This is a genomic window from Aquabacterium sp. A7-Y, assembly GCF_026153205.1.
Lineage (GTDB): Bacteria > Pseudomonadota > Gammaproteobacteria > Burkholderiales > Burkholderiaceae_C > Caldimonas.
On the sequence record NZ_JAPFBW010000008.1, the window covers coordinates 77431 to 102935 of the forward strand.

25 protein-coding genes and 1 pseudogene are annotated in these 25505 nt (G+C 64.4%); 14 read left to right on the forward strand and 12 right to left on the reverse strand.

Going from position 1 to position 25505, the window contains the following annotated elements; translation table 11 throughout:
• Window positions 1-2 precede the first annotated feature (2 nt).
• Entirely contained in the window at window positions 3-560 is a 558-nt protein-coding gene (locus OOT46_RS08960; RefSeq protein ID WP_265403256.1) for an HAD domain-containing protein, read from the reverse strand.
• Window positions 561-778: 218 nt separating this feature from the next.
• Between OOT46_RS08960 and OOT46_RS08965 the strand changes: the two genes are divergently transcribed.
• Window positions 779-1027, forward strand: coding sequence for a helix-turn-helix domain-containing protein (locus OOT46_RS08965; protein ID WP_265403257.1), 249 nt, complete (start codon window positions 779-781; stop codon window positions 1025-1027).
• Window positions 1028-1230: 203 nt separating this feature from the next.
• On the opposite strand, the gene OOT46_RS08970 is transcribed toward OOT46_RS08965, so the two are convergent.
• Entirely contained in the window at window positions 1231-2358 is a 1128-nt protein-coding gene (locus OOT46_RS08970; protein ID WP_265403258.1) for a DUF3800 domain-containing protein, read from the reverse strand.
• A 392-nt stretch (window positions 2359-2750) separates the two neighbouring features.
• Window positions 2751-4154: a hypothetical protein gene (locus tag OOT46_RS08975; protein ID WP_265403259.1), complete on the reverse strand. Its 1404-nt coding sequence runs from the start codon at window positions 4152-4154 to the stop codon at window positions 2751-2753.
• Window positions 4155-4621: 467 nt separating this feature from the next.
• Here OOT46_RS08975 and OOT46_RS08980 point away from each other — a divergent pair, with 467 nt between their 5' ends.
• The 4 genes from OOT46_RS08980 to OOT46_RS08995 all read left to right on the forward strand — a co-directional run bounded on the left by OOT46_RS08980 (window position 4622) and on the right by OOT46_RS08995 (window position 8046).
• Window positions 4622-5962, forward strand: a complete 1341-nt coding sequence (locus OOT46_RS08980) for an IS701 family transposase (RefSeq protein ID WP_416136170.1) — start codon at window positions 4622-4624, stop codon at window positions 5960-5962.
• A 278-nt stretch (window positions 5963-6240) separates the two neighbouring features.
• Entirely contained in the window at window positions 6241-6723 is a 483-nt protein-coding gene (locus OOT46_RS08985) for a hypothetical protein (protein ID WP_265403260.1), read from the forward strand.
• Window positions 6720-7253: an ankyrin repeat domain-containing protein gene (locus OOT46_RS08990; RefSeq protein ID WP_265403261.1), complete on the forward strand. Its 534-nt coding sequence runs from the start codon at window positions 6720-6722 to the stop codon at window positions 7251-7253. Before OOT46_RS08985 ends, OOT46_RS08990 begins: the two co-directional genes overlap by 4 nt.
• 127 nt (window positions 7254-7380) lie before the next feature.
• Window positions 7381-8046, forward strand: a complete 666-nt coding sequence (locus tag OOT46_RS08995; RefSeq protein ID WP_265403262.1) for a hypothetical protein — start codon at window positions 7381-7383, stop codon at window positions 8044-8046.
• 143 nt (window positions 8047-8189) lie between these two features.
• On the opposite strand, the gene OOT46_RS09000 is transcribed toward OOT46_RS08995, so the two are convergent.
• Window positions 8190-8750: a hypothetical protein gene (locus OOT46_RS09000; protein WP_265403263.1), complete on the reverse strand. Its 561-nt coding sequence runs from the start codon at window positions 8748-8750 to the stop codon at window positions 8190-8192.
• A 230-nt stretch (window positions 8751-8980) separates the two neighbouring features.
• Window positions 8981-9943, reverse strand: coding sequence for a helix-turn-helix transcriptional regulator (locus OOT46_RS09005; protein ID WP_265403264.1), 963 nt, complete (start codon window positions 9941-9943; stop codon window positions 8981-8983).
• Window positions 9944-10056: 113 nt separating this feature from the next.
• Here OOT46_RS09005 and OOT46_RS09010 point away from each other — a divergent pair, with 113 nt between their 5' ends.
• Together OOT46_RS09010 and OOT46_RS09015 are read left to right on the forward strand one after the other, a co-directional pair.
• On the forward strand, window positions 10057-10677 hold the full coding sequence (locus OOT46_RS09010) for a glutathione S-transferase family protein (protein ID WP_265403265.1): 621 nt from the start codon (window positions 10057-10059) through the stop codon (window positions 10675-10677).
• Window positions 10678-10696: 19 nt separating this feature from the next.
• Complete coding sequence (locus OOT46_RS09015) at window positions 10697-10912, forward strand: hypothetical protein (RefSeq protein ID WP_265403266.1); 216 nt, start codon at window positions 10697-10699, stop codon at window positions 10910-10912.
• A 217-nt stretch (window positions 10913-11129) separates the two neighbouring features.
• Here the strand turns inward: OOT46_RS09015 and OOT46_RS09020 are convergent, their stop codons facing one another.
• Window positions 11130-11774, reverse strand: a complete 645-nt coding sequence (locus tag OOT46_RS09020; protein ID WP_265403267.1) for a M949_RS01915 family surface polysaccharide biosynthesis protein — start codon at window positions 11772-11774, stop codon at window positions 11130-11132.
• Window positions 11775-11952: 178 nt separating this feature from the next.
• Between OOT46_RS09020 and OOT46_RS09025 the strand changes: the two genes are divergently transcribed.
• Window positions 11953-12396: a type VI secretion system amidase immunity protein Tai4 gene (locus OOT46_RS09025; RefSeq protein WP_265403268.1), complete on the forward strand. Its 444-nt coding sequence runs from the start codon at window positions 11953-11955 to the stop codon at window positions 12394-12396.
• A 77-nt stretch (window positions 12397-12473) separates the two neighbouring features.
• Here OOT46_RS09025 and OOT46_RS09030 read toward each other — a convergent pair.
• Window positions 12474-12641: pseudogene (locus tag OOT46_RS09030) on the reverse strand (VOC family protein); the annotation flags it as partial.
• Window positions 12642-12875: 234 nt separating this feature from the next.
• On the opposite strand from OOT46_RS09030, the gene OOT46_RS09035 reads away from it, so the two are divergent.
• From OOT46_RS09035 to OOT46_RS09045, 3 genes are read left to right on the forward strand one after another with little or no spacing between them, the layout of a single operon-like run.
• The gene (locus tag OOT46_RS09035; protein ID WP_265403269.1) at window positions 12876-13481 is read left to right on the forward strand and encodes a hypothetical protein; all 606 of its coding nucleotides are present in this window, start codon (window positions 12876-12878) and stop codon (window positions 13479-13481) included.
• A 20-nt stretch (window positions 13482-13501) separates the two neighbouring features.
• Window positions 13502-14665 carry a sialidase family protein gene (locus tag OOT46_RS09040; RefSeq protein WP_265403270.1) on the forward strand — a complete coding sequence of 388 codons (1164 nt, stop codon included), beginning with the start codon at window positions 13502-13504 and terminating at the stop codon, window positions 14663-14665.
• Window positions 14646-15143 carry a hypothetical protein gene (locus OOT46_RS09045; protein ID WP_265403271.1) on the forward strand — a complete coding sequence of 166 codons (498 nt, stop codon included), beginning with the start codon at window positions 14646-14648 and terminating at the stop codon, window positions 15141-15143. Before OOT46_RS09040 ends, OOT46_RS09045 begins: the two co-directional genes overlap by 20 nt.
• A 43-nt stretch (window positions 15144-15186) precedes the next feature.
• Here OOT46_RS09045 and OOT46_RS09050 read toward each other — a convergent pair whose 3' ends face one another.
• A complete protein-coding gene (locus tag OOT46_RS09050; RefSeq protein WP_265403272.1) occupies window positions 15187-16062 on the reverse strand; it encodes a LysR family transcriptional regulator in 876 nt (291 codons plus the stop codon).
• A gap of 120 nt (window positions 16063-16182) precedes the next feature.
• Here OOT46_RS09050 and OOT46_RS09055 point away from each other — a divergent pair, with 120 nt between their 5' ends.
• Window positions 16183-17310: an NAD(P)/FAD-dependent oxidoreductase gene (locus tag OOT46_RS09055; RefSeq protein ID WP_265403273.1), complete on the forward strand. Its 1128-nt coding sequence runs from the start codon at window positions 16183-16185 to the stop codon at window positions 17308-17310.
• A 676-nt stretch (window positions 17311-17986) separates the two neighbouring features.
• Here OOT46_RS09055 and OOT46_RS09060 read toward each other — a convergent pair.
• Window positions 17987-18874 (reverse strand): DUF4087 domain-containing protein, encoded by an 888-nt coding sequence (locus OOT46_RS09060; protein ID WP_265403274.1) that lies wholly within the window; start codon window positions 18872-18874, stop codon window positions 17987-17989.
• Between the two features lie 279 nt (window positions 18875-19153).
• Between OOT46_RS09060 and OOT46_RS09065 the strand changes: the two genes are divergently transcribed.
• Window positions 19154-19720 (forward strand): PEP-CTERM sorting domain-containing protein, encoded by a 567-nt coding sequence (locus OOT46_RS09065; protein WP_265403275.1) that lies wholly within the window; start codon window positions 19154-19156, stop codon window positions 19718-19720.
• A 139-nt stretch (window positions 19721-19859) separates the two neighbouring features.
• Here OOT46_RS09065 and OOT46_RS09070 read toward each other — a convergent pair whose 3' ends face one another.
• Together OOT46_RS09070 and OOT46_RS09075 are read right to left on the reverse strand one after the other, a co-directional pair.
• Window positions 19860-20615 carry a PEP-CTERM sorting domain-containing protein gene (locus OOT46_RS09070; protein ID WP_265403276.1) on the reverse strand — a complete coding sequence of 252 codons (756 nt, stop codon included), beginning with the start codon at window positions 20613-20615 and terminating at the stop codon, window positions 19860-19862.
• 96 nt (window positions 20616-20711) lie between these two features.
• Window positions 20712-21524, reverse strand: coding sequence for a PEP-CTERM sorting domain-containing protein (locus OOT46_RS09075; RefSeq protein WP_265403277.1), 813 nt, complete (start codon window positions 21522-21524; stop codon window positions 20712-20714).
• Window positions 21525-21937: 413 nt separating this feature from the next.
• Here OOT46_RS09075 and OOT46_RS09080 point away from each other — a divergent pair, with 413 nt between their 5' ends.
• The gene (locus OOT46_RS09080; protein WP_265403278.1) at window positions 21938-23251 is read left to right on the forward strand and encodes an Ig domain-containing protein; all 1314 of its coding nucleotides are present in this window, start codon (window positions 21938-21940) and stop codon (window positions 23249-23251) included.
• Window positions 23252-23543: 292 nt separating this feature from the next.
• Here the strand turns inward: OOT46_RS09080 and OOT46_RS09085 are convergent, their stop codons facing one another.
• Entirely contained in the window at window positions 23544-25286 is a 1743-nt protein-coding gene (locus OOT46_RS09085) for a PEP-CTERM sorting domain-containing protein (protein ID WP_265403279.1), read from the reverse strand.
• Between the last annotated feature and the right edge of the window lie 219 nt (window positions 25287-25505).

Sequence of the window (25505 nt, forward strand, 5' to 3'; positions counted from 1 at the left end):
TGTCAGGCATACAGGCGTGCACGGCGGCGACTCAGCCAACCCGCGCCCCGCGGCTGAACCCGGCCGCTGTGCCGCTCCAGGCGCGGCAAGAACGCGTGCGGATTCAGCCATCGCAGCAGCTCTTCCTGCACGCCCGGGGCCGAGACGCCGGTATTGGGGTCGCAAAGGATGAAGTGCTCTTTGAAGAACGGCCTCGGCAGGTCACCCGCGGCGGCGTCGAGGATGCGAAAGCTGGTGACGCGTGGGGATTGGGAGAGCCAGAGGCGGATGGATTCGTAGCGGGAGGCGTGGGGGGTGACACCGAGGTAGCGGGGGCCGAGGTGGCCGAGGAGGTGGGCGAGCTCACGGTGGGTGTGGAGGTAGCGCCAGACGGAGTAGATGACGAGGAAGACGTCGGCATGGGGCTGCAGGAGGCAGGAGAGCGCCGAACTCCATGCGCCGTGGCGCTCGACGCTCACCTGCACTTGCTGGCGCGATCTTTCCTGAGGCGAGCCGAGCCGGATCAGCGCTCGGCCTTGTGGGTGCAAGCAGCCATCGAAATCGATGAAGAGCACGCGCATTCGATCCTCCCGTTCGGCGTTCGGGTTGCCCACTTGTTGTCGTGGTCCGGGGGTTGGAACGAAGGCGGCCGTCGCGGCGTCTATGCAGCTACCAAATCAAGGATGCGTGACGAAACGGCGATGTTCGACAGGCCGCTCGCTTCGATTCCAACAGTTGTGCGAGGACAAATGCTAGGGCTCTTGCGACATTTCCTCCTCCGACTACTGGAGGAATCCTGTTGGGACTCGCAGAAGCCTTCGGCCGTGTTCTACGTCGATGCCGCAAGGAAGCGGGGTTGACGCAGGAGGCGCTTGCGTTCGAGGCGGAGTTGGAGAGAACGTTTGTGAGCCTGCTGGAGTTGGGGCAGAGGCATCCGACGATAGGGACGATTTGCAAGTTGGCGGCGGCGCTGCAGATGGCGCCGCACGAGTTAGTGAAGTTGACAGAAGCGGAGTTGCGGATGGGCAACGAAAAGCGCAGGCCGTGACCGGAAGCAAGGTCAGCCACAAGAGGCTGCGCCTGCTGTCCTCGTGAGGTGAAAGAGTAGCGGCACTAACTCGCCTGCTGGCGAATCGTGCACACAGGAAAAGCACCGGACGATGCAAAGCAATCGCCATCAGGAAGGGCTTGCCATGCGAGTTCATTGCTCTACCTCGGACGGGCGCGCTCGGGCGAGCGGACGCGCTGCGGTCAAACGTGAAACAGGACCGAGGCGTCAAGATCCTGAAGGTTTTCTTCGCCGAGGGTCAATCCCAGTCGCTGTATCACGAGATCCGCCATGTCATCCTTCAAGCCCCGATCGCCGTCGTGGTTCAGCCTTCTATTCACAGCGCCTGCAATGAGATCTGCGAGTTGGACAAAGAGAGAGTGCTTGGAGGAAACGGTTTGGATCTGAGCTATTTTCAGGCTCTCCCCGTGCATTCGCTCATATGCTTGTCCGACGGTTTCCTTCATCTCGCCCAAAGTGAATTGATCCAGCGACTGCTCTTCGTCCAGCGTCACCTCCACGAAACGAGGGAGTTGCATTCTTCCTGTCTGCACTTCGTGGTTAGCTCCCCGGATGAGCATCGTCTCGTGCAGTTTCCGGAGCACCTCTTCGATGCTTCTTCTTGTCCTGGCACGTTCGACTGCTATGACCTTGAAGCTGAGGAACTCGCGATGGGCAACGACGAGATCCAGAAACTGCGCAAGTAAATCACCATCCTGCTTGCCCAGTCTTGCGAAATGAATTTCTCGCTTGTCCCATGCCGAGCTTTTCTTCCAGCGTGAAATCGGCTCTGCAACCTTGAATACACTCCGACCTGTAAGCGCCCAAACCGCTGCAACAATGACAAACCTATGATTCTTTCCCGTCTCGTCCGCGAACACATGAACGATGTTTCGAGGCACGGTTTCGCTCAGAATCTCCTCCTTCAAGTCATCCTCGTTCTTCCTTCGATGGCGGCGAATCTTCTCGTCGGCGATGAATAGCCTGTACTCGTTCTGGATTTTAGCTCTTGCACGAACGATCAGGTGGAAGCGTTCAAGCCGGAATAGATCCGCAGGCAGTATCCCTTCAGTCTTGTATACATCCGCCTGAAAGCTCTCCCAGTAGCGGATGGCAAGCGTCACGTCGCTGTTCCTGGCGGCTGGGTACAAGTTCAAAACGGAGGCCACGCGAGCGATCAGCGTGCTGAAATCTTGAGCCGCCACCGAGTTGATCAGAGCAGCCTTCTCTCGTTCGATACGAGCGAGCTTCGCTACAAGTTTTGGGTCTGCCGGTGAAGCTGCGTCGGCCTCCTCTACTGGCATCTGTGGGTTCGGTTCTTGATCGGGCATTGTCCCCTCCAGCGGCGGCCCCGTGTTTCCATTGAGGGCCACCAATGCAGTCGGTTAAACAAAAAACTCAAGACAACCTTGGACGACGTCTCGCGCATGGATCGCCGGTCCTTGCCTTTACAGCTCAGCTTCTGCGGCTCGCCCAAAACACAAGATTGCACGGAGTCGTCTCTGCAATGTTCAACAAGACCAAGCGGTGTCCTAGCCAGCCCGACTACCGCCGAAAAAGCGTCACGCAAGGGGGCGCCAAGGAACACAACCAGGCTCGTGCCTAGTGTCGGGCGCTCGAAGTAACTGCACTCATCTTCCCCCGCGCATAGCCAGGAAAGACGAGGCTGCCAGTCCGGTCGAATAAGTACAAAACTAAGTACAAAACTGATCAGCGCACGACACTAGAACAAAGCTTTATTGATATCGCTGGCCATGTTCTTGCCCGCACGATGGTCGCTAGTCGTCTTGGGTAACGCGAAGGTGTATCGGCCGTCGCCCTGAAATACCATCTTGTAGTGCTTGCCGTCTTCGGAAATATCGAAACCAATTCGGGCCAGCGCGTTTCGGGTGCGGCCATCCATATCGCGATAGGTCTTGAAGAGCGACTTAACCGCTTCCTGCAGTTCCTGTCTCGCCCCAGAGGCGGGATTCGCTTTCAGAAGATCACGGAGGATGTGCTGGCGCCTGCTCCCCTCTAGTGCAGCTCGGCTCGCGTCGCAGATTGCATCAATTACAATGTCACGAATTTCGTGCTCGTAGAGGTCCTGCTCCTCTCCCTGTCGAAGAAGGCCGCCTTCGTTGACCTCATCGGAGGAAGACAGTCTTCGGATTTCAGCAGTCAACCGAGCGATATCCTGCTCGGCATCCGCGATACATGCTTGCTTGGCTGCGATGTCAGCGTCAAATGCATCTATGTAGGCTTGCAACTCTGTGGAGCCGACCGCCTTTAGCTGATCGAACTTAAATTTAGCTACTGTCTCCTTTAGATGACTCCAGGTGCAGTGGGTTCGTTGGCGACGATTCGAAAGTGCGACTCGAATGTCCTTCGCCACGTCGACTTCCAGGACACGACGATTCCGCACCGACTCATTGCAAAAATAGGCTCTACGAGCCGCGGAGTTGGGCCAGTAAACGCCGACAGTGCCACCAAACACGTTGCGTGACTTGGTCAACGCTTTAACACGATAAGAAAACTCGCGGCTCGGCTCAACTACAACATGCGCCATACCGGAGACGTGCTTCGCAAGCTGATCGGGCTTAACGAGGTGGCCGTCCTTGTAGCCAGCGCTGATGTAGACGATAGGAAGGGTGTTCCGAGCAGTTCCGAGGATCAGAGCCGCGGCAATCGGCTCATCTCCCGCCGAAAGCCTGAAGGGCCTGTCGGCGATCGGTATTTCACCATCCTCCCCTCCTCCGAGTGCCTCAAGGGCTTGGCGAATGAAATAGGGCTTTTTTGGTGGTGGCAGTCGAACTGCAGTGTGGAGGGCTTCACAGGTCACTTGGAGACTGAGAAGGTGCTTGTCCGGCGCTTTAAGGGTGACGATAGAAGTCGTCCATGCAAGGTCGTCCTCAGTCCGTTCATAACGAAGACCACCAATCTCATAGTCGGCAGCTAGAGCATGAGCCAGTTCAACTCGCTCCATACCAAAAGCGACCACACGCTCACTGTTCTGCGGAAGGTCTTGAAGGTCCGATTCGGGAATGCTCGTGTGGGGGCTGCCAGTTACCCACGCGCATGCGAGGCATAGGACCTCAGCAACGGAGTTCTTGGGGTCAATCGGGAACTCGGTCGAAAAATTGGCCATACGCTAGCCTGGTGGTGAAAGCCTCTGAGAAGCCGACCTTGGTCTTGACCGGCAAAAATAGCTTAAGGGACGAGCAGATCCGCGACTACGCGCAAGCTTACGGAATTATTGAGAAGTGAGACTTATTGGGCAATGCGGGACAACGAGAAGACAGGGACGCACACCGAACGAGCCCAAGTAGCAGGCGACCTCTCGAGGAGCGACTTACGCAGCCTCTTCCCTTACTTCCACCACAGCCAAGACCCGGACAGACAAAGCGGGCGCATACGTAAACGCGAAAGGCAGGAATCCGCGCTGTGGAGCGTGGACAGCGCTCGACGCGGTGGAGGTCCGCCCGACGCAATCCTGACTCTAGCGGCCATGCGCAGATCTGCTGCGTAGCACACCGCGCTAGTACTACGGCCGTACTTGAACTTTTCGCCGTAGCGCCGATAGTCGGCAAATGACCTGACTCGACAGAAGGCGCCATGGAAGCGACCGAAGTTCAGGCAGTACCGCCGCAAGTGCAGCACGAGGTGGCGCGGTGGGAGGCTCACTTGCAGCAGGTGAGCGAGGCGATCGGTGCGCGATTTGCGCGCTCGGAAGCGCGCACGCATGCAGCGGCCTATTTGCGCGGGCTGCTGGGGCCGGTGCAGCGCAAGAACGGGTGGCAACTGGCGGAGGCGGCCGGCGATGCCACGCCGGGGGCCATACAGCACTTGCTGAGTCGCTCGGTGTGGGATGCCGACGCGGTGCGAGATGATCTGCGCGACTACGTCGTGAAGCACCTGGGGCAACGCCAGGCGGTGCTGGTGGTCGACGAAACGGGCTTTCTCAAGAAGGGCCGGCACTCTGCGGGCGTGCAGCGTCAGTACAGCGGCACGGCCGGGCGCATCGAGAACTGCCAGATCGGCGTGTTCCTGGCCTATGTGAGCGAGCAGGGTCATGCCTTTATCGACCGCGAGCTTTACCTTCCCAAGAGCTGGACCGACGATCCTGATCGCTGCCGCAAGGCAGGGGTGCCACCCGAGCGGGCGTTCGCCACGAAGCCGCAGATCGCACAGCGCATGCTGCAGCGAGCCTTGCAAGCTGGGCTACCTTTTGGGTGGGTAGCCGGCGACGAGGTCTACGGCAATGACCGCAGCCTGCGCGTATGGCTGGAGCAGAACCAGCGCCCTTATGTCATGGCGATTGCCTCCAATAGTTATGTGATGCGCGAGAGCACGCGCAACCAACATGCGGCGACTGCCTCGCAGGACATCCGGGCATCGCAGTGGCGGCGCCTGTCGGCCGGCGACGGCGCCAAGGGCCCCCGTTTGTACGACTGGGCGTGGCTGCCCCTGCTCAGCTGGGGGACCGCCCTGCAGCGTGGGCTGCTGGTACGCCGCAGCCTGGGTGAGGCGGCTGAACTCGCCTACTACGCCGTCTACGCCCCCTTCCATACCCCGCTGCAGGTCTTGGCGCACGTGGCTGGCAGACGCTGGGCCATCGAAGAGTCGTTCGAAAACAGCAAGCAACTCGTTGGCCTCGACCAGTACGAGGTGCGCAGTTGGACCGGCTGGTATCGGCACATCACATTGGCCCTGTTGGCCCATGCCTGCCTGAGCGTCCTGCGCGCCAACGCCATCCAGCTGGACTTCAAAAAGGGGGGCGCGGCCGAAAAGGAACGCTCTTCGCTGCAGGCCTTCAAGGCACACAGGGGGTTACGTGCCGCTGACCGTCCCCGAAGTGCGGCGTCTTCTTGTGGCGCTGCTGCGCCTTCCTGCGCCACCACCTGCACACGCCCTCGCTTGGTCGTACTGGCGCCGACACCATCAGGCTCGTGCTAAAGCCTGCCACTGGCGTCGAAGGCGACGCAAGAAACTACGACTGTAGTATTAGAGGCACGGCCCGGTTGCAGCCACGAGCCCGTTCACCGAATTCAGGAGAAGTGAGACTTTTTGGGCAGTGTGCGAAAAGCGGAGCCCATTGAAGCAACCAGCGATTTCCGCCTTCGAGCAGCCCCGCGCTTGCGGGAGACGAAGCGCGCAGCTTCTTTCCTATACTTCCACCGCTGCAAGACCCGATCAAAGCGGGCGCACACATCAACGCCATAGGGAGGAATAACGTGAGTAGCATCGTCATCGTCAGCCCGGTCGATATCCCGGACTCCGAACTTCTCTTCGACGAGGAAGAGACCCAGCAGATCCTTCGGTTCTTCTGGCCCGACTTGCGCAGCAGGATCGACGGCATGGAAGTCACCCACAGCGTCCGGCGCTTTGCACAGCAGATCCTGATCGCAGGCATCGACTCCAGCTACGCCCTCGGTTTCATGCAGACGCTCATGGAGACTTTCGCTCGGCCGCAGGCGGGCTTCAAGGGCCTCCTCAAAATGGGGAAGAAGTTGGCCCAGCGCTACATGAAACACTGGTGGAAACACGCCAAGCAAAGCGATCTGGAGAACCCGCGCGTCGCGGAGGCGGTCCGCCGCGCCATCGCCTACAACTTCAGACAGAGCATCGACATGGTCATCAACGAGGTCAACGCTCGGCCTATCCTCGCGCCTTTTCAGGTGGCCGGGACTTTCACCGTCTTCTGGGGCAGCGCGTGAGCAAGCGCCTCAAGATCTTGACCTTGGTCGTCATCGCCGGCCTCGCGGCTGGCGGTGCTGCGGGCGTTGTCGAGCTGAAGCGTACCGATGCCCTCATCCTTCAGGGATGCGCCGACACCGGCAGGCCGGTGGTCTCCGCGGTCTGCGACTGGGGGCTTTACCGCTTCCACCCCACCGCCGAAGAGGTGGCGTCGATGAATCGCACGGCCGGCGCGATGTTCCCATTGCAGCGCGAAAGCGAGACCGAAGCAAGGCGGCTGCTGAAGCACTATCTCGGCGCCGGGTTGGACATCAATGCCGTCGATGAGCGAATCCCCGTCAAGTGGACGGCCCTGCACGCCATGGCGTCGGAGCCCAACGCGACCGCTGTGCGCATCCTTCTCGAGAGCGGAGCGAAAGCAGACCTTCGCGACGCGAAAGGCAGAACGCCAGCGGATGTGGCTCGTGAACGTGCGCAGCGGAACCCGCAGGAGGGCCACGACAAGGTGCTGCAACTGCTCGAAGCAGCGCAGCGCCCGGCTGCCCAGTGACCCGGCCGGGCAGTCCACCGCCCATCCGCTGAGCCAGTGCATGGAAAGACGACACCTCGTTTCTTCAGCGCCTCAAGGGGCTGGCGGCGAAGGCCGTGGCGGAATGAGCGCAGCGCAAGAGAGAAGCATGAGGACCGGGCTGTCGGTCAAGAGCCTTTTCATCGCTGTCGCCGCCGTTCTGAACGAAGGCGAAGGCCTGCTTCAACCGCTCCAGGAAGTGCCGCCCGAGGTCACCGAGGAGGAGCACTTGTCGGAACGCGTGATGGACATCGACCGCGCGCTGGCGAGTTGGCGGATGCCTATGAGGCCCGCCGCATCGAGGAGCCTTCGTATCCGGACTTCGGGACGCTCGCTGCGTCGGTCTCTGCGGAGTGAAAATCCGTTCAAGCCATGGAGACCTCACCGGGCAGCGCCCGAACGAATCACGCCCGGGCTCCGCTTGGCAGCAGCCCCCACCCTCACAGTACTTCGAATGATTGACCGAGTTGTCCTTGCTGGCCCGAAGGCCCGCAGAATCCTCCATCTGGCCTTGTTCCAACTGGTCGGCTATGTTGTCCTTGCCGGCGCGGCGATCGCAGCGGAGCCGTACTCCTGCAAAGGAGGCGGCACGGCCTACTTCTGGCTGGGCATCGTCTTCCTGCTCGCTGCGACCGCAGCATGGGCGGTCTGGGGCAGAGAGGCGCTGCGCTGGTGGCTGGCCCTCGTATTGCCCGTCCAGATGGCACTCACCGTCGTTGCATGGGCCTACTTCTACGACGCAGCCGGCATTCAGTTCATGTGCCGATTGTTTTGAGGCGCGTCGTCGCCGCTGATCATCCGTTTTTTTTGACGACGCCAAGGCCCGGCATTCAGGTCCTCGCATTCCCGCATGGAAACAAACCGACAGCTCTCAATGTTCCGACCGGTCTCGACGGTCGGCAGTGCGCCCGGAACCGGCTATTTGGCGCCGCGCGTGAAGGCACCCTCCAGTGCCGCCGCAACGCGGTCCGCGTATCTGCTCTTGTGTCGCTGCTGCTGCGCGAGCAGATCGGCGAGCGAAGTGGTGTCTGGCCCCGGTTCCAGCCGCAGGTCGGGTAGGCCGAGCCGGTAGATCCAGATGTCGTTGTCTTCAAAGTCATCGCCGCAGACCGGTCCCCGGTAACGAAGGTGGGCCCACTCAATAGAGGGGTGGCCATCGATATGCAAGCCGGCCCCGTCGACATTCACCCGCACATTCGGCTTTCGTGTTCCAGGCCGCAGCTTCAGATAATGCTGGACGACGACCTGCTCGGTGCATGCCATAAAGACGATGGCCAAGACCAGGGAGACGAGGAAGGCCATCACGACAACGATGCCGCCCAGCACCGCGCCCCAGCGCGACTTGTCCAGAGAGGCGGCGGCGTCGAACGCCCACAGGGGCAAGACGCCGGTCAAGCAGCAGAGGACAATCCCAGCGACCTGGGCAAAGGACCGTGTCCGCATCAGTCCTTGCGTCTGCTGTTCGACCGTGAATCTCATGGCGTCGATTGTCGGTCCCCGCGGCAGCCGAGCGGTGCGGCGGCCTCCTCCCTGCCTGGGGGATAGACGCCTTGCCCCGATGCACCTCAAGGACGCCCCGCATCCGTGCCACCACGTCACACACAAAAAATCGGACAGGCCCGGACGTCGACTCACGACCCTGAAGCTACATCCGCTGTCCGGATCTCGCCGCCCAGAAGCTGTCGCTCGGACTCCTGTGCTTCACATAGCTAGCATGGGCCTACGCACCGCGCCGCCCTTTCCCCCACCCTGATCAACCGCTCCTTCAGCTCCACCGGCTCCAGCACCTCGAAATCCACATCGAACGCCAGCAGCCAGTAGCTCAGGTGGTCGAGCGCATGGGCGCCGCATCGCAGCAGGCAGCGCTCGTCATCGATCGCTTCGAGCAGGCCGTAGGCTGCCGGGATGCGCTGGGCCATCACCTCGCGGGGCGCGTGCAGCACGATGCGCGCTTGGGTGGGGTACGGCGACACGGCCAGTGAGCGAGAAACAAAGGCCTTGAGGTCGCCGCCTTCCGGGCCTGCGCGCGGGGGGAAATGGGCACCGGTGGTGGCGGGCGGCTGGATGCGGTCGAGGCGGAAGGTGCGCCAGTCTTCGCGCCCGCGATCCCACGCTACCAGGTACCAGCGGCTGCCGGTATGGACCACGCCTTGCGGGTCCACCCAGCGCTCGCTCGCGGCGCCGCGGATGTCGGTGTAGCTGAAGCGCACGCTGAGCTGGTCGCGGCAGGCACTGGCCAGGGCGGCGAGCAGGGTCGCGTTGATCACCGGCCCGATGCTGTCGAGCGGGGTGATGGTGGTGCGCAGAGCGTCGGCGCGTTTGCGCAGGCGAGCGGGCATCACCTGCTCGAGCTTCACGACGGCGCGCAGGGCGGTCTCTTCGATGCCGCCCACCATGCCCGAGGCGGCGGTGCGCAGCGCGATGGCCACGGCCAGCGCCTCGTCGTCGTCCAGCAGCAGCGGGGGCAGCGCCTGGCCGGGGCGGAAGGCGTAGCCGCCGGCCACGCCGCTGCTGGCCTCGATGGGGTAGCCCAGCTCACGCAGGCGGTCGATGTCGCGCCGCAGGGTGCGGGGATGGACCTGCAGCCGCTCGGCCAACTCGGCGCCGGTCCAGTGGCGGCGGGCCTGCAGCAGCGAAAGCAGGCGCAGCAGGCGGGAAGACGAGGTGAGCATGCGCCGCACTCTAGCTCACATCGAGGGCGGAATCTGTCCGCAATGCTGCGTACAGTGAACCGCATCAACAACCCACCCGTGACGGCCCCGTCACTCCGCCTAAGGAGAGCCCCATGCCCCAGCCCCAATCCATCGTCCTGTACTGGCACCCCATGTCGAGCGCCACGCCGGTGGCCTGCGCGTTGGCCGAACTCGGCGTGCCGCACCAGCGCGTGAAGGTCGACATCAAGGCCGGCGGGCAGCACAAGCCGGAGTACCTGGCCCTGAACCCGAACGGCAAGGTGCCTACGCTGACGGTGAATGACGCGCCGATGTTCGAGGCGCTGGCGATCCAGCTCTGGCTGGCCGAGGAATACGGCGTGGCGAAGGGCCTGTGGCCCGCCGCCGGCACGCCCGCGCGACTCCAGGCAATGTCGTGGTGCGCCTGGGCCTACGTGACCTACGGCGCGGTGCTGGTGCGCCTGCAGGTGGCCACGATGGGCGACGAGGCACTGCGCAGTGCGGCGCACGCCGACGCCGCGCGCGAGGGGCTCGACGGGCTGCTGCGCCTGCTGGACGAGCGGCTCGCGGCGCAGCCGTGGATGCTGGGTGCGGGGTACTCGATGGCCGACCTGCTCGTGGCCTCGGTCATCGGCTACAGCGTGTTCATCGGCGCACCGGTGGCCAAGCATGCGCATGTGCAGGCCTGGCTGGGCAAGGTGCAGGCGCGGCCGGCGATGAGCGTCGAGGGGTGAGGGGCGGCAGCGCAAGGGGGTGGCATTTGCCACCCCTTCAGCCCCCCTGCGGCGCCCGCCGCGCATCGACACGCCACCCAAGGCGCCCAAGCCCACGAGCGCGCCCCACCACCAGCCAGCCGCGCCGCAGCGCCGCGTTGGCCTCGATCTCGAGCGGGTCGGTGACGTGGGCAGCGTGGCCGCCAAGTGCGTCAACAGCGATTGCAAGGTCGTATCCCGGACTCCGAGCTTCTGATCGACGAGCAAGAGAGCCAGCAGATCCTTCGGTGCTCCTAACCCGACTTGCGCAGCAGGATCGACGGCATGGAAGTGACGGTGTTCAGACTTGCCGCGGCGCTTCATATTCAGCCGCACCAGACGGTGAGGCTGAGAGAGGCGGAACTTTCGACGGGCCGGGGTGGGCGGGACGCTCAGTCCCTTCTACAGTGTTTGTTGAGCGATGCAGGACCATGTCAGTCCTCGCTCGGCTGCCGGAACCGCCGCCATTTCGCCACCGCGAAGGGCTTGAAGCTGGCCGGGGCGTGGTTGTAGGCCTTGTCCACCCACATCGGCCCGTCATAGTGGCCGCCTTGGTCGTTATCGTCGACGCCTGTCCACTCGGTGCCACCTCGCACCGGGAACTTCTTGCCGTCTTCGACCAGGAACAGCTTTTCGTCGATAAGGTCCAGGCCACCGTTGCACGCCAACCGGTAGACGAAACTCACTTCCCCGATGCCATTGCCGTCCAGGTCGGTGACTTCGAGGGAGTCGATCTCGAAGAAGCTCGTCAGGTCGAGATCACAGTCTTCCAGGCCGTCTTCCACCTTCCAGACACGCCGTAGCGCCTGCTGCTCGACGCGATAGCCAAACGCATGCAGGCCGGCGCTGGTTCCCTCCTTGCCGCGTCGCAGCGACTGGGAGAAGACAGCCAGGTTCCTGCCCCGGATGTCGCTCCACTCAAAGGCCGCAACCACCTTTCCCTCGGCTTTCAGCGCGGCAGGGAGGTCGGCCTTGGACAGCTTTCGGTAAGGCAGGGCGGCGGCCTGCGCGTTTCCTGCCGCACATGCGAGCCAGGCAGCGCTCAGAAGCGCCAGAAAGGAAAGGACGGCTTTTTTCATTCGTTGACTGCGTGGCGAGGACCGCTTGGGACCGCGGTGAGCGAGGATACGCGAGAATCCTGGGCCGCTCACCAGCACATGCCACCTTGTGGAACGGCAGCCAATGCTACGACCACTGCTACTTCAATGAACCCGGGGTGAACTACCGGATGGACCGGGCCAACTTCTGGAGCTTGCGATGATTCACCGATGGCTGATCTCCGCCCTTCTCCTGGCCGCCTCCCTCTGCGTCCAGGCCAAGGACCAGCCCGGCACGTCCCCCCAAGCGGCTGAACGCACTTATGGCCAGAACTTCAAGGACATCGTGCTGGCGACCTGTATCGCCACCGCCTACCGCAAGGAGCCGAACGCGGCGGCGGATGCAGGCAGCAGCGTCAGCGCCCTGCGGGACTGGACCTACTACGACATGGAAAACAGCCCCGACGCGATCAAGTCGCTGGTCGATGCCTATCTGGCCCGGGACTATCACAACCCACTGGTGGCACCGGAGGTGAAGGACGTCAAGTTCGACTTGCTGAAGTGCCTGGACCTGTATCACAGCAAGGAGCTGGCCGCGCAGGCAAAGCGGTTTGTCCAGAAACCGAACCGCACCTATCGGCAAGACCATCCGCCGAGGCGCTGAACTTTTGGATTTGGAGGCTGGCGATCTTCAGGCCTCTCTCATCGGATCACGTTCCCTCATGAAGGCCACCCGTCTCACACGGTGAACTCGACCGTCAAGACGTCACCCGGCGTACCCGTGGGATAGCCGCCGGGCGCGCGGAGGATAGTTCCCACCGCGCTATTTGAGAACGTCTCGGCGTAGAACTGTGCGGCATCCAGGGCGGTGCCGTCATACCAGAGACAAATCGTGTTCTTGTTGATCATCTTCGTTCTCCCATTCATGATCGAGGCGTGCAATCCACCATGCAGGCCCCAGTCCTGGGTAACCGGCGTTCCTCATCGTGGCGACGCCGCCGCGCGACGGCTGCTCGTGCGTCTTGCGCATTCTCAAGGCATCACGGCAAGGCGCACTGTATTCTGCAGTGCGAGTCCTGTTGTAGATACCGCCTGTCCAGAGAAAAAACGCGCAAGTGCAGGTGCGATCCCTTGTAAGCCCGCGTGTCGTTCGCGCTCTATCTAACGCACTGCAAAATCACGCCCATGGTTCACTCGCGTCCGCTTCGGCATTGGACGGTCTTCGTGGCGGTGTTGGCACTGCTGCTCAAGGCCGCGGTGCCCCTGCTCGCGAGTGCCGCGGCGTCGCTGCAGGGAAAGTCGCTTGCCGACATCTGCAGCGTCTACGGCGTGCGAACCGTCGCGCGGCAGACGGCGGAGTTTAGCCATGACGCCTCCGCGCCCCACCCTCCTCACGAAGACGGCAACGATTCGGACGACGGCTCGCATCCCGCCGGAGCGCACAGCGGAGACCACTGTGCCCTGAGCGCGCTGGCAGCCCTCGCGCCGCACGATGCCGGCCCGATCGACCTGCCGGCCGCGACAGGCGAGGCCGAGCCTGCCGAGACCCGGGCCTCCGACTCGATCCCGAATGCAACGGCCGCCTGGGCCGCGCGCTGGTGGCACGCACCGCCAGCGTCGGTGTTAGCGCGCGTCATGAACCTCACGGACAAGCGCTACGCCGGCAGCGCATCGGTCTCATCGAACACGCCGGTCTATTCGCCCGCGCTGCCGCGGGCCTACAACGCAGGACTGGAGGCGACATGGTGACGCGCGCGTTGACCCTCGCAGTGCTCGCGCTGTCGATCGCGATCGCGACGCCAGCCCGTGCGCAGCAGCACGCGGGGCACCAGCACCGCAAGCCGGCAGCGTCGCTGGCCATCAGCGCCGGCTTTGCGCCGACTGGAGACCTGTGGATCGTCGGGCTCGATGCGCAGCGCAAGCTGTTCATTCAAACCAGTGCCGATGCCGGGCTCAGCTGGTCGCCCCAGCGTCACATCGCGACGGGCGACGACACGCCGGCTGCCGAGGGGGAAGCGCGCCCGAAGCTCGCGTTCGGACCCGACGGTTGCGTTGTCATCACCTACACGCAGCCGCTGTCCAAGCCGTACACCGGGCTGATCCGCATGTTGCGCTCGACCGACGGCGGACGCACGTTCTCGGCGCCCTTCACGGTACATCGCGACCGGCAGGTCATCACGCACCGCTTCGACGCGGTCGCCTTCGACGCGCGCGGCACACTGCATACGCTGTGGGTCGACAAGCGCGACCTCACAGCGCTTCGCGCCCGGGGCAAGAGCGACTATCGCGGCGCCGCGATCTACCGCAACGAGTCGAGCGACGGCGGGAAAACCTTCGGACGCGACTTGAAGCTCGCGGACCACAGCTGCGAGTGCTGCCGCATCGCACTCGCGCCGTCTCCCGATGGCGGACTGGTCGCGCTGTGGCGGCACGTCTTCGCACCCAACGAACGGGACCACGCGTTCGCTCCGGTCGGCTCGGCATCGAGCAGGGGTCCAGCGCGTGCGACCTATGACCATTGGGCGATCGATGCCTGTCCGCATCACGGGCCAGGCCTGGCGGCGGCACAGGGCGGCGGCTACCACGCGGTATGGTTCGGCGAGAGGGACGGCGTCGCCGGCGTCCGCTATGGGCGCCTGTTCCCCGACGGCACCCCGCGCGGCGAGCCGGTGAGGCTGCCCGACGAGGCGGCGGAACATGCCGACGTGCAGAGCATCGGCAGGAAGGTCGTGATCGCCTGGCGCAGCTTTGATGGACAAGCGACGCGCTGGCGTGTCTGGGTCTCGCACGACGACGGCCGGAGCTTCACGCTGCGCGATCTCGGTCGCACGACCGAGGACAACGACCATCCGCGCCTCGCACGTCGCGGGCAGGACATCTTCGCGCTTTGGCGCACCACGGAAGGAGTGAGAGTTGAACGTGTGGCTCCGTAACTTGATGGCGATGCCGGCTGCGGCCCTGCTCGCGGCAGGTGCGTGCGCCGCACCGCAGAGCGTCGAGGCCTTTGATGCTCAGACGTGGTCGGCACTGCAGGCCACCCTCGACAAGCCGGCTGCCGTGGTGTTCACGACGACGGACTGCGTGTACTGCCCAAGGGTCCTCCGGAATCTGGCCCGGGAGATCGGCCAGCGCAAGTTGAACGCGTCGTTGATCGCTGTCGTGATGGATGTGCCGCCCGGCGAAGTGGACGACCGGCTGCTGCGCGATCCTCACTACCGGCCAGCCGATCGGCTGCTGGCCTTTTCCGGGCAGGCGCCGGCGCTTCGCTACAAGGTGAACCCCGCTTGGCGCGGCATGACGCCGTATGTCGTGTTTCTCAAGCCAGGCTTGCCGCCAAGCTCGGTGACCGGACAGCCTTCGGCCCGGAGCATCGAGGCCTGGGCCAACGCGCGTCCCAAGCAGGAACCGTGAGGCCGGGTTTCCGTCTCGGTTTCCGACGGGGCCTCACCGGGCTTCAACGCGCGAGCTTTGCCGCCTCTTCGACCAGGAACGCCACCAACTTCTTCAGAGCCGCCGACTGATGCAAGCGGCTCGGATAGACCGCGAACACGCCCGGGCTGAAGCCGTGGTACCGGTCCATCAGCTGCACCAGGGTGCCGTCCGCCAGCGACGCTTGAACCAGGGCGCGGGGCACCAGCGCAGCACCCAGTCCGGCCTTCGCGGCGGCGATGAGAGCGCCCATGCCGTTGGCGGTGAGCTTCGCTCGAACCGGCACGGAGGCGGTGCCGCGCGGCCCGGCGAGTTGCCATGTCGCGTAGCCATTGCGGCCGCGTGAGGCAAGGCAAGGGTAGGCGGCCAAGGCCTTGGGGGTGCGAGGAGCGCCGTGCCGGGCGATGCAGGCCGGGCTCGCGACCACGATGAGACGGCTCTCGGTCAACTGGCGGGCAACCAGGTTTGCATCGCGCACCACCCCGGCTCGCACAGCCAGATCCACACCGCTCTCGATCAGGTCCACCTGTTCGTCCGACAACAGAAACTCCAGGCTGATGCCTGGATGCTCCTCCATGAAGTGAGCCATCCTGTCGGCGAGTCCCAGCGAGAAGAAGTCCGAGGGCACCGTCACGCGCAAGTGCCCGCGAGGCTCTTTCGCCTGGCTGCTGACTTCCTGCAACTGCTGCTCGAGCTGCGCCAGGGCGACCCTGGCGCCCGTGACCAGCTCGCGGCCCGAGGAGGTCAGGCCCAAGCTGCGCGTGGTCCGTTGCAGCAAGCGAATACCGAGGTCCCGCTCCAGGCGCTGGACCTGTCGACTCAGCGTGTTCGGCGGCACCTGTCGTTCGCGCGCGGCTGCAGCAAAGCTGCCGGCTTCGACCACGTCGAGCAGCGTCTTCAACGTGTTCAGATCGATATTTGATTGCTTCATCTGATGTACGAGTGTGAGACAAATTCACTCACTATTCAAATGAATAGCTCATGACTACGATCTTCACCGGACATGATGAATGGAGCAAACATGTCGAGCAAGTCGGGCAAGCAGGTGGTGATCTTCGGTGGTGGGCTGGCAGGGGTGCAGCTTGCCAGGGACCTCGCCCAGGACATGAAGGTGGTACTGGTCGATCCGAACGACTATGTCGAAGTGCCGATGGCCGCGCCACGCAGCCTGGTGGACCCGGCATTTGCCGACGATGCGCTGATCCCCTATTCCTTGGCACTGCCCGAGGTCACCCATGTGCGAGGCAGATTGATCGAGATGGGTGCGAACGCGGGCGAGGTGCTGGTGAGCGACGGGCAGCGAATCAGCGTTCGCGGTGACGTCCACGTCTTGTGCACGGGCAGCCTCTATGCCAACGCGCTGATGCGCTCGTCCGGCGCGACCCTGGAGGAGCGCAAGCGCCTGTATCGGCAATACAGCAGTGTCATCCAGGCCGCGAACCGTGTCCTGATCGTCGGTGGCGGGCCGATCGGCGTTGAAGTTGCGGGCGAGCTCTCGGAATCGCACCCCGGCAAGTCGATCATCCTGCTGGAGTCCGGCCGGCGCCTCCTGCCCGGCACGTCCCTGATGGCCGCGCAGCACGCCGCGTCGGTGCTGGCATCGCGGGGCGTTTCCATCCTCTTCGGGGAGCGGCTGCAAGCCGCGACGACGGCGCCCGACGACATCTTTGCAGGCCCGGGCATAGCAACGACCAGCATCGGTCGCAAGATCGGCTACGACCTGCTGGTCTGGTGCACGGGCGGGCGGCCCAACACCGCCTACATGAAGCCGCTGCTTTATGCGGCGCTGAACGAGCAAGGCCGCGTCCGCGTGAACCCGGACCTGCGTGTCGTCGGGCACCCGGCGCTGTTTGCGCTCGGCGACATCACCGACCTGGACGAGAACAAGATGGCCTGGCATATCGACGGCCAGGTGCGTTGCGCTGCCGACAACATTCGGCGGATCATCCAAGGGGGCCGCGCGGCGTTGGCGCTGAGCACATACAAGCCGCAAACCGGCAATCCCAAGATGGCGGTCACGCTTGGCAGCCAGCAGGGCGTGCTGCATCTCCCCTTCCTCGGCGTGATCCGCTCACCATGGTTCACCCGCAAGGCGAAGGCGGAGCACATGCTGGTGCCCAGATACCGACGATTGATGAATGTCGGCTAGGTGTTCAGTCCCGGATCATCGACCCCTCCATAGACTGCAATGGCAACGGCACGCGAGCTAGCCGTGAAACTGCGCCTCCACGGGTTTCATCCTGCTGGCGACGAGCTTGCTGCCGGCGTCTCGGCCGCTGAGTTTGACGATTTCGAGCGCGCGGTGGGCGTTTGAACGAGACAGGGAGCGAAAGGCTCCTGAGCTGGGATGTGGCGAGCCCGAACCGGAGGACGTCATCCGGCGCTGCTATTTCAATCGCCGCTGGATGCCGATCGCCTGCGACATCACTGGGTGCTACACCATGGTCGATACCGACCCCGGCCCCGCCGGCGTGGCCGGGCAATTGTTCATCCACGACAACGGCGGGGGCCGTCACCCGGGTTTGCCAACAGCCTCTCGTGCTACTTCGACCAGCTGATCTACTGCCTGGATGCCGATGTAATCTTCGCGGAGAACGGGGAATGGCGCAGCCGGACGAGCGGCGAGGTGGTCGGACACCTTGGCTCCGAGATTGAGCGGTTCAAGGCGAAAAATCCATAGGCGCTGGGTGCGGCGATCTTCAAAGACTTGATCTGCGAGCAACAGCGGTGGCAACGACCGCTGGTCGATCCACCCGTTTGTCTCGGCGTTTCAGAGTGAGCGTGAGGAGGCGCTGCCAAACCCCGGCGGCGCGCGCCCGGCTGCTTCAACGCCGCTTTGCCGCCGGCGCGAAGCGGATCGAGCGCAGGATGTCGCGCAGCTGGGCGAAGTCCTGATAGTAGCCGACCGAGTCCCCCAGGACGGCGTTGCGGCCGTCGGAACCAGCGAACATGAGGCAAGTGCCTCCAGCGGCATGGAAGCCGGTCTCGGCGTCGCCGACGCCGCAGATCTGGGTGGCCACCATGCCGCTCCAGCCGGGGCCGAACATCCAGTCCACGGGCGACGGCTCTTGCATGCCCGCCGAGCGCATCCAGATGCCGTCGTCGCCGGGGCTGAAGAACCGCTCGTCAGCCGCCGCGGGCAGCGTGCCCGGTTTGGCACAGAGCTGCAGCGTGTACTCCTCCTCCTTGCTTCTGCCGGGCTCCTCCAGGGCAACGCAGTTGCCGGCGCGACGCGCGTGCCAATCGGCCGGATAGGAAAAGGAGAACGTCGGCATCCGGAACACCCTGCGGGCCGGCGGCGTGGCGCGGGTTTCGGCGGTCGCGTCCAGCGTTTTGTCGCTGCGGCAGGCCGCAAGCGGCCGCGCTTGCGGTGCCTTCGCAGACACGACGCGGTGCGTGGCCAGGTCGACCTGCACGGTGAGGCAGGCGCAACCCGTCTCGCCGTCCCCCGTCGTCACCTTCCGGTCGGGTGCGAAGCTGGCTCGCCAATCGCCTGTGGCGCGGTGCTCGCCGCCGCGCGCGAGCAGCCAGTCGCCGTCGCGATCCAGCAGTACCGCCTCGCCCGTGCTGCGTTGCTGTAGCCAGCCGCAGCGGCGCTGATGGTGCGGGGCGGCTGCTGCGGCGTCCGGATCCGCTTCGGGCACGGTGGCGGTACAGGCGAGCGGGAGGGCGGCGAGAGCCGTCAAAAGGAAACGGACGAGGGAGGCAGTCATGCGTGGCTGCGGGGCTCACCGGACGCCTTCGGCGGTACGTGCATTGTCTCGGCACACTGCCAGCGGCGCGTCATATGTCGTCGCCATGTCGGCAAGCGTCAAAGCGCTGCAGGGCCAGACCCAGGAAAGCAAGCGAGTGGCGGCGCGCCCCGGCTATCGAAAAGGCGGATTATGCATGTCCTTACAAAACCGATTCCATCCTATTCATATAGTGGCTTCGGCTCGGCAAGGGCATGCCGCAGCCTCACCAATAACCAATCAACTCACACGGGGAATCACATGTCATTGAAGAAGACCGTTCTCGCAGTGGCTGCTGCCGCTGCCGTGCTCATGCTGCCTGCGCTGTCGCAAGCGCAAGAGTATGGGGTGATCGAAGTGGACCCATATATCGGTCAGTCCGGATCGTTTGGGTGGACGTGGTACCCCGAGTACCCGGCGCAGCCGGAGGCCAACAGTTGGCGCCTGACGACGGGGGCGCAGTCCCAATGGATTCTGTTCGAGATGCAGGACAGGAACTACGCGGGCGACAATTTCGAGAACATCACTCTCAACGGGGTTCGGTTGCCCTGGGACGAATACATCCGCGGCGTGGGCGACAAATTTGACATGGGGCCTCATGTGCGACACGCGGAGGGCCGGGTCAAGCTGCTGCTAGCAGCCAACAGCGCCTACACGATCGAGTTCACCGCCACGCCCTGTCGTCAGGGCTGCGAATATGGTGGCAGCGGCAACTACCAGTTCACACCACTCGCGGCCGTTCCGGAGCCGCAGACCTATGCGCTGATGCTGACCGGCGTGGCTGCTTTGCTGGCCCGGCGCAAGCTCCAGCGCGCGCCGCGCGACTGACATCGGCCTGCACGTCGCGGCGCGGCTGCTCTAGGGCGTGCTTGACAAGATCGCCTTGAGCCAGCCGACGCACCGCTCGACGACATTGCGACGGCGACGCCCGCCCGGCTCGGCCGGGCGGCGATCGGCAGCCCGAGGTTCAGGCGCCTCCCTTGCGACGACGCGACGCCCCCCGTGCACGCAAAGCGCCCAGGACCGACAAGCCCGCCAGCAGGGTGGCGGTGGTGGCCGGCTCCGGCACGGCGGGAGCGACGCCTGCGTAGAGGGTCGTCGAGGTCGACAAACTGACCAGCAAGTTCACGGGACGGGCCGACAGATTGTCGAAGGTGAAGGAGAACTCACGCTCCTCCCGGAATTCCGTGCCGGCGGTGAGGTCGCGGGCATACAGCGAAACCAGGCCGACCTCCTCGCCTTCATACCGAAGGCTTGCCGACGCTCCGATGCTGCTGTGGTCGCAGGCAGTCACGCAGTTGAGGGAGGCGTGCGCGACGCCGCTCAGCGTGAACGAGGAAAAGGGCGACAAGGTCAGCCAGGTGAAGGTGTGGGCGTGCGGATAAGCGCTTTGGCCCGTCTGCTCCAGCGTGGCCTCCGCCAGCAAGCTGTCCGGTCCTGCGGTCACGCGCTGATGGTCGAACTGCAGATCATCAGGGCTCAGGAACACGTCGTTATCGACCTTCGGCCCGCTCTGCGCATAGTACCCGGTCAGATACCAGCTGCCGCTGCGGCCTAGGGTGAAGCCGGCTTCGATGCCGTCGTCGGGGCGCAAATCGGCAACGCTCATCGTCAGGTCGGTGACGGAGGTCCGGCCCGTGACGGCGGGCACCGCTGCAGCGGCCGACGCCGCGAGGCTGGCAACCGCGGCAAGCAGCACAGGGGTGAAATGCTTCTTGAACATGCTGAACTCCTGGAGATTGAGGCAGGCGCGCACGGCATGCCATTCCGGCGTGTCGAGGCCGCGCGCAGCGTGAGCGTGAAAAACCAAGCGGCCGTGTCAGTGCGAGCCGGCGCCAGCCTTCGACCGCCGGCGGGCGGCGACCAGCAAGCCCAGGCCGCCGACCATCAAAGCCCAGGTCTCGGGCTCAGGCACCGCACCGACCTGCCCGCGCAGTTCATAGCTGGACTCGAAGGTCACATAGAGCCAGTCGTTGGTCGTGTTCGTGTAGCTCAGCGAGATCAGCTGGCTGCCGTTGTGCTTGACGCCGTCCGCCCACGAGAACTCGCCGCCCGCGGTCCCGGCCCGACCCCACAGCTGGTCGCGGGTGTAGTAGTTCGGCGTGGTCCACACCTTGAGTGCAAGCCACGGGCTGAAGTCAAAACTGGGGCAGGCGCCCTCGCCGCAGCTGGTGGTGAACTCCACGTCGTAGAAGGCGTCGGCCGAGAAGGTCACCCGGCTGTTGGGCGCAATCCGCATTCCCTCGGTGGGCCACACGTCGTTGGACCACACGCGCCTGCCTTCCGCACCATAGTGCCGCCCAGTAGCAGCAACATCGAGCGAGCTCTGGATCGTCTCGGTGGAAAAGTCGACGGAGGCGACCGTTTGGATGCCGAAACGGCCGTCGTCGTAGCGGAAGGTCCCCGGTCCACCATCGGCCGAGTAGTCAGGAGAGTAGACGCTGTGCGGCTGGACGCTGGTTTCGAAATCGGCGTAGCCACCGCGGTCCACCGCATCGGGCACATACGCGTCGTTGGGGTCGAGATCGGTGAAAGTGATCGAGATGTTGGACATCCCTGCGGTGACTTTGTCCGCGTGAGCGGCAGGCAGGAGGCAAGCGAGCGCCAGCCCGAGGACGGCTTTCTGAAGCATGAGCAAACTCCCTTTGATAGGTGGCGCCGATTCTGTGGGAGCCGAAAAATTGCAGGTGTGACTGATTGTCGGGGGATGCTTTCTCGCAACGTAGAGACCTATGCCGTGATGTCCGGCGGCATTGGCGACTTGCTAAGCGCTGATGCTCTCCGGGCCCGCCTGCTTGCGACCTGGATAGCCGCTGATAGGTGTCCGGGGAGACTATTTCAGTCTGCCCCGATGCACCGGGCACGATAGCTTGCGAAAGCTTGTCAAACACGTTCCAGGGGGACCCGCTCGCTTCGCTCTCAAGCGCTGCCGCTGTGCCGAGCCGCGTTGGCAAGTGCTCGGCCCCCCACCTGGGTGGGCGCGTGTCCTATCGATAACTGCAGCGTCCAGTCATAATTTGCAACACACACTGGCCGACCAGGCAGGTGATCACAGTCAAGACAACAACAGCGGCTGCGCCGCTTCAGGGTGAGGTTCTGATGGGGATGATGGTTTTGACGGCCGCGTGCCGTCGTGCCGCGGCTATTGTCGCGGTGGTGCTGCTGTCTGCCTGCGGCGGGGGCGGAGGCGGGGGCAGCAGCGATGAGACGCTGGCCATTTCGATGTCCTACAGCGGCGATGCCGAACTCTTCCGTTCCTCGATCATCGCGCCCACTTTCACGGGTTTGAACGGACATTCTCCGAGGTGTTCGCTGGGCTCGGGCCACTTGCCCGAGGGCATGACGCTGCGCAGCGACTGCGCGCTGGTCGGCACGCCCTTGGAAATGGGCTCGTTCAGCTTCGTGGTGCGTCTGGCCGCGTCGGGCGTGAGCAATTCAGTGGATCAGAATGTGGGCCTTCAGGTGTGGGGCCCGTCCTTGCTGTACACGTTCACCCACAGCGTCACCTATAGCTGGCAGGTCGGCGACGTGGTCAACCTGGCACCGATGAACGACTTCTGGAACCCCGACCCGGGGGTGACGGTCCAGTACAGCATCAGCCGGGGGGCATTGCCGCCCGGCCTGACCCTTCACCCGACCACCGGCACCATTTCGGGCACGGTCAGCGGCGCGGGCAGCCAGCAGTTCCGCGTGGCGGTCACGGTGACCGGCAACGGTCGCACGGTATTCCTCGAGCAGGAGCGGGACAACAAAACCTCCACCGGCTTCAGTGGCAGTGCCTACCCGTCGCAGGTCACCGCCTGGCTGGGCAGCCCGTTTGAAGTGTCGCCGGCGATCACGCCGATTCCCGGCGCCTTCTACGAGTACAGCATCGAGAACCAGACGGCGCCCGGAACGCCGTTGCCCGTCGGGCTGTCCCTGGACCCCGCGACCGGCCGCATCGCCGGCGTGGCGGAGCGGCCGCAGCCGCAACAGCGCTACGCCATCACCTTGCGCATCGACCTCAACGGCACGCAGAGTACCCAGACCTTTCTCGTCTGGATCGGGGGGGAGTCGCCGGTGGAGATCAGCTACGGCGAGCGCTGGAGTCCCCCCAACTCCGACTTCAACTGGTGGCCCGATATCCTCGGCAACGGGACGGAGTTGGCGGAGGGACTCGCCTACACCTTTGCCGTCAACCCGTTGGCGCCGTGGCCCCCGGGGCTCCTGCTCGACGCATCGACGGGCAGGATCACAGGCTCTGTGCCGAGCCTGTTCAACGGCGTGTTCTTCGTCGATGTGCGGGTCCAAACGAGCCAGGGACGAGTGTTCACCATCACGGCGCCGGTGACTCTGGAGGTCCGCAATCTCGACGAATGACCGGCCTGGGATCTCACGTTGACAGGAAGCTTCATGATGCGTCTCACCCTCTGTCTAGTGCTGCTCTCCGGCGTCCTCCTTCTCTTGAGCGCCGGCACTGACGCGAGTGGTCTTGACGTGGCGGCAGGCCTGAGTGCGCTGCTGGCAATCCGCACGCCGGCCAGCTTCGGCATGTCGGCATCAAGGTGCATAGGTGGCCGACCGCCCTGCTACCCCGCGCCGATGCCACGCACGCGCCGGCCTCCAGCCGGCACGACGAACCTTCAGGTGTTCGTCGTGGCACTGCGCGTCATCACCCGGCCGAGGCACGCCGGCGGCGCCATGCGGCCACCCCTATCAGGCCCAGGCCCATCAAGGCATAGGTGCCCGGCTCGGGCACCGCGGCCACCGTCAGGTCCACGAAGCCCTTGCCGTAGGTGAAGCTGTAGCGGTAGCTTGCGGGGTCGATGTTGCTGGCAAAGCTGTTGAACCGGCCGGTCATCGTGCCGTTCACCTCCAGGATGCGGAAGGTGCCGTAGGTGAGGCCATCGAGGAAGTTGAGGAAAACTTCGCCGCCGAGATCCACCGCACCGGCGATCACCAGCCGGTCGGCGCTGTCATCCAGGGCGACGTCGACCTCCATCGTGACGCCCTCGAAGCGGGTGTCGCCTTCGAGTCCGCCGATGCCGACGCGGTCTTCGCCGCCCGCGCCGATGACACCATCGGCCAGCAGGAAGGTCTCCGCCTTGGCATGCCCCGCGAGCCAGAACTCGGCCTCGGCGGCCGTCTGGACATAGCTCGTGGCGATCAGGTCGCTGTAGTCGTCCAGTCGGAGGCGGCCCCGGTTGTCGAGGGCGCCTGTGACCAGCTCGCTGTATCCCTTGGCGTGCAGGCTGCCGTCGTTGTTGAGGTCGCCCGTCGTCAGGCGCGCCTCGACCAGTTCCAGATGCCCGCGGCCCGTCAGGCCCGCGCCGCCGATCGAGAAGTCGTTGCGCGGCTCGCCCGTGCCGGGATCGTCGGGATGGACATACGCCGACAAGGTGACGCTGCCGTCGTTATGGAGACCTCCGCTGAAACGCGTGAAGCCCCAGTAGGAAATCTGTTCGACGAACAGCCGGCCGGTCTTGCCGACCACGAATTCCCCGGAGCTGCCGAAGCCGGACCCGCCCAGCCACAGGTTCATGCGCCCATCGACGCGGATGCGACCGCTGTTGGAGGCGGCATAGTCGCGGGTCATGCTCAGATAGGCGCCGGCCCCCTCGCGCACGTGCAGCTCGCCCGCGTTGTGCCACCTCCCGCCCGCTTCGTTGTGGTTGAACCCGAGCGTGCCTTCCTGCACATCGATCACACCGCGGTTCTCGAACAGGTAGTCCGCGTAGAGGTCGAGGGCGGTCGCCCCCGAGCCGGTCTTGACGTAGCGGCCGTCGATCTCGATGGCGCCGAAAGACCAGAGCCGGCGGTCCGGTTCGGTCGACTGGTCATGCAAGGTGCCGCCGGCACCGACGTGCAGGCCTCCGAGCACGGTGTCGAAACTGCCCTCCATATAGGTATCGCCCAACAGGTCCAGCTTCGTGTTGAAGTCGAGTTGGGTCGTCGCGCCGCTCAAGCGCGCGGTTCCCTGGACAGTGACCTTCCCGGACAGCATCAAATTCCCGCCCTTCAGGTCAAGCGATCGGACCGTCAGGTCCGCGATGCCGGAAAGCTCGCCGCCGGTCTGGGTGAGGTGGCCCAGCTGCGAGCCTGCGCCCTTCAGCTCCAGCGTGCCGCCGCTGACGGCCAGCCGGCCGCTGCCGAGCAGCTGACCCGCCTTGAAGTCGCCACGGCGCAACTCGGTGTCCGCCTCGCCGAGCAGTGCGCGCGACGCCAGATCGGCTGGCGCGCCGGCCGACCAGTTGCCGGGCAGATCCCAATAGGGCTGCCCGGAGGCGCCCGTCCACGACGTGTCCGCCGCGTGGGCGGCGCCGGCCAGAACGGCGGCCTGGGCGGCCAGCGCGAGCACCGCAAGACCTTTCGGGTGCGGGACGCGCGATGCCCGCCGGCGGGTGGGACCTTGCATGCGCGGCGTTTGGCCAGCACGGCTTCTCAACATGACTGCGACTCCTTGAGCTTGGATAGCCGCGAGCTTGGCTCATCGCATGTCAATGGAAATCATCAGATTGAAAGTAACCGTTGCGTGGATGGACACCGCAACCACTCAAACGACTCGCCACATGGTGAACGGCGCTGGATGGCCATGGGCCATCGAGGACATACAGGCACAGCCCGCGCGGCGCGG

Excerpts from the sequence above, each read along its gene's own strand:
- OOT46_RS08960 (WP_265403256.1), bottom strand. The coding sequence starts at position 560 with ATGCGCGTGCTCTTCATCGATTTCGATGGCTGCTTGCACCCACAAGGC.
- OOT46_RS08970 (WP_265403258.1), bottom strand. The coding sequence starts at position 2,358 with ATGCCCGATCAAGAACCGAACCCACAGATGCCAGTAGAGGAGGCCGAC.
- OOT46_RS08975 (WP_265403259.1), bottom strand. The coding sequence starts at position 4,154 with ATGGCCAATTTTTCGACCGAGTTCCCGATTGACCCCAAGAACTCCGTT.
- OOT46_RS08980 (WP_416136170.1), top strand. The coding sequence starts at position 4,622 with ATGGAAGCGACCGAAGTTCAGGCAGTACCGCCGCAAGTGCAGCACGAG.
- OOT46_RS08995 (WP_265403262.1), top strand. The coding sequence starts at position 7,381 with ATGAGGACCGGGCTGTCGGTCAAGAGCCTTTTCATCGCTGTCGCCGCC.
- OOT46_RS09000 (WP_265403263.1), bottom strand. The coding sequence starts at position 8,750 with ATGAGATTCACGGTCGAACAGCAGACGCAAGGACTGATGCGGACACGG.
- OOT46_RS09005 (WP_265403264.1), bottom strand. The coding sequence starts at position 9,943 with ATGCTCACCTCGTCTTCCCGCCTGCTGCGCCTGCTTTCGCTGCTGCAG.
- OOT46_RS09010 (WP_265403265.1), top strand. The coding sequence starts at position 10,057 with ATGCCCCAGCCCCAATCCATCGTCCTGTACTGGCACCCCATGTCGAGC.
- OOT46_RS09020 (WP_265403267.1), bottom strand. The coding sequence starts at position 11,774 with ATGAAAAAAGCCGTCCTTTCCTTTCTGGCGCTTCTGAGCGCTGCCTGG.
- OOT46_RS09025 (WP_265403268.1), top strand. The coding sequence starts at position 11,953 with ATGATTCACCGATGGCTGATCTCCGCCCTTCTCCTGGCCGCCTCCCTC.
- OOT46_RS09055 (WP_265403273.1), top strand. The coding sequence starts at position 16,183 with ATGTCGAGCAAGTCGGGCAAGCAGGTGGTGATCTTCGGTGGTGGGCTG.
- OOT46_RS09060 (WP_265403274.1), bottom strand. The coding sequence starts at position 18,874 with ATGACTGCCTCCCTCGTCCGTTTCCTTTTGACGGCTCTCGCCGCCCTC.
- OOT46_RS09065 (WP_265403275.1), top strand. The coding sequence starts at position 19,154 with ATGTCATTGAAGAAGACCGTTCTCGCAGTGGCTGCTGCCGCTGCCGTG.
- OOT46_RS09070 (WP_265403276.1), bottom strand. The coding sequence starts at position 20,615 with ATGTTCAAGAAGCATTTCACCCCTGTGCTGCTTGCCGCGGTTGCCAGC.
- OOT46_RS09075 (WP_265403277.1), bottom strand. The coding sequence starts at position 21,524 with ATGCTTCAGAAAGCCGTCCTCGGGCTGGCGCTCGCTTGCCTCCTGCCT.
- OOT46_RS09085 (WP_265403279.1), bottom strand. The coding sequence starts at position 25,286 with ATGCAAGGTCCCACCCGCCGGCGGGCATCGCGCGTCCCGCACCCGAAA.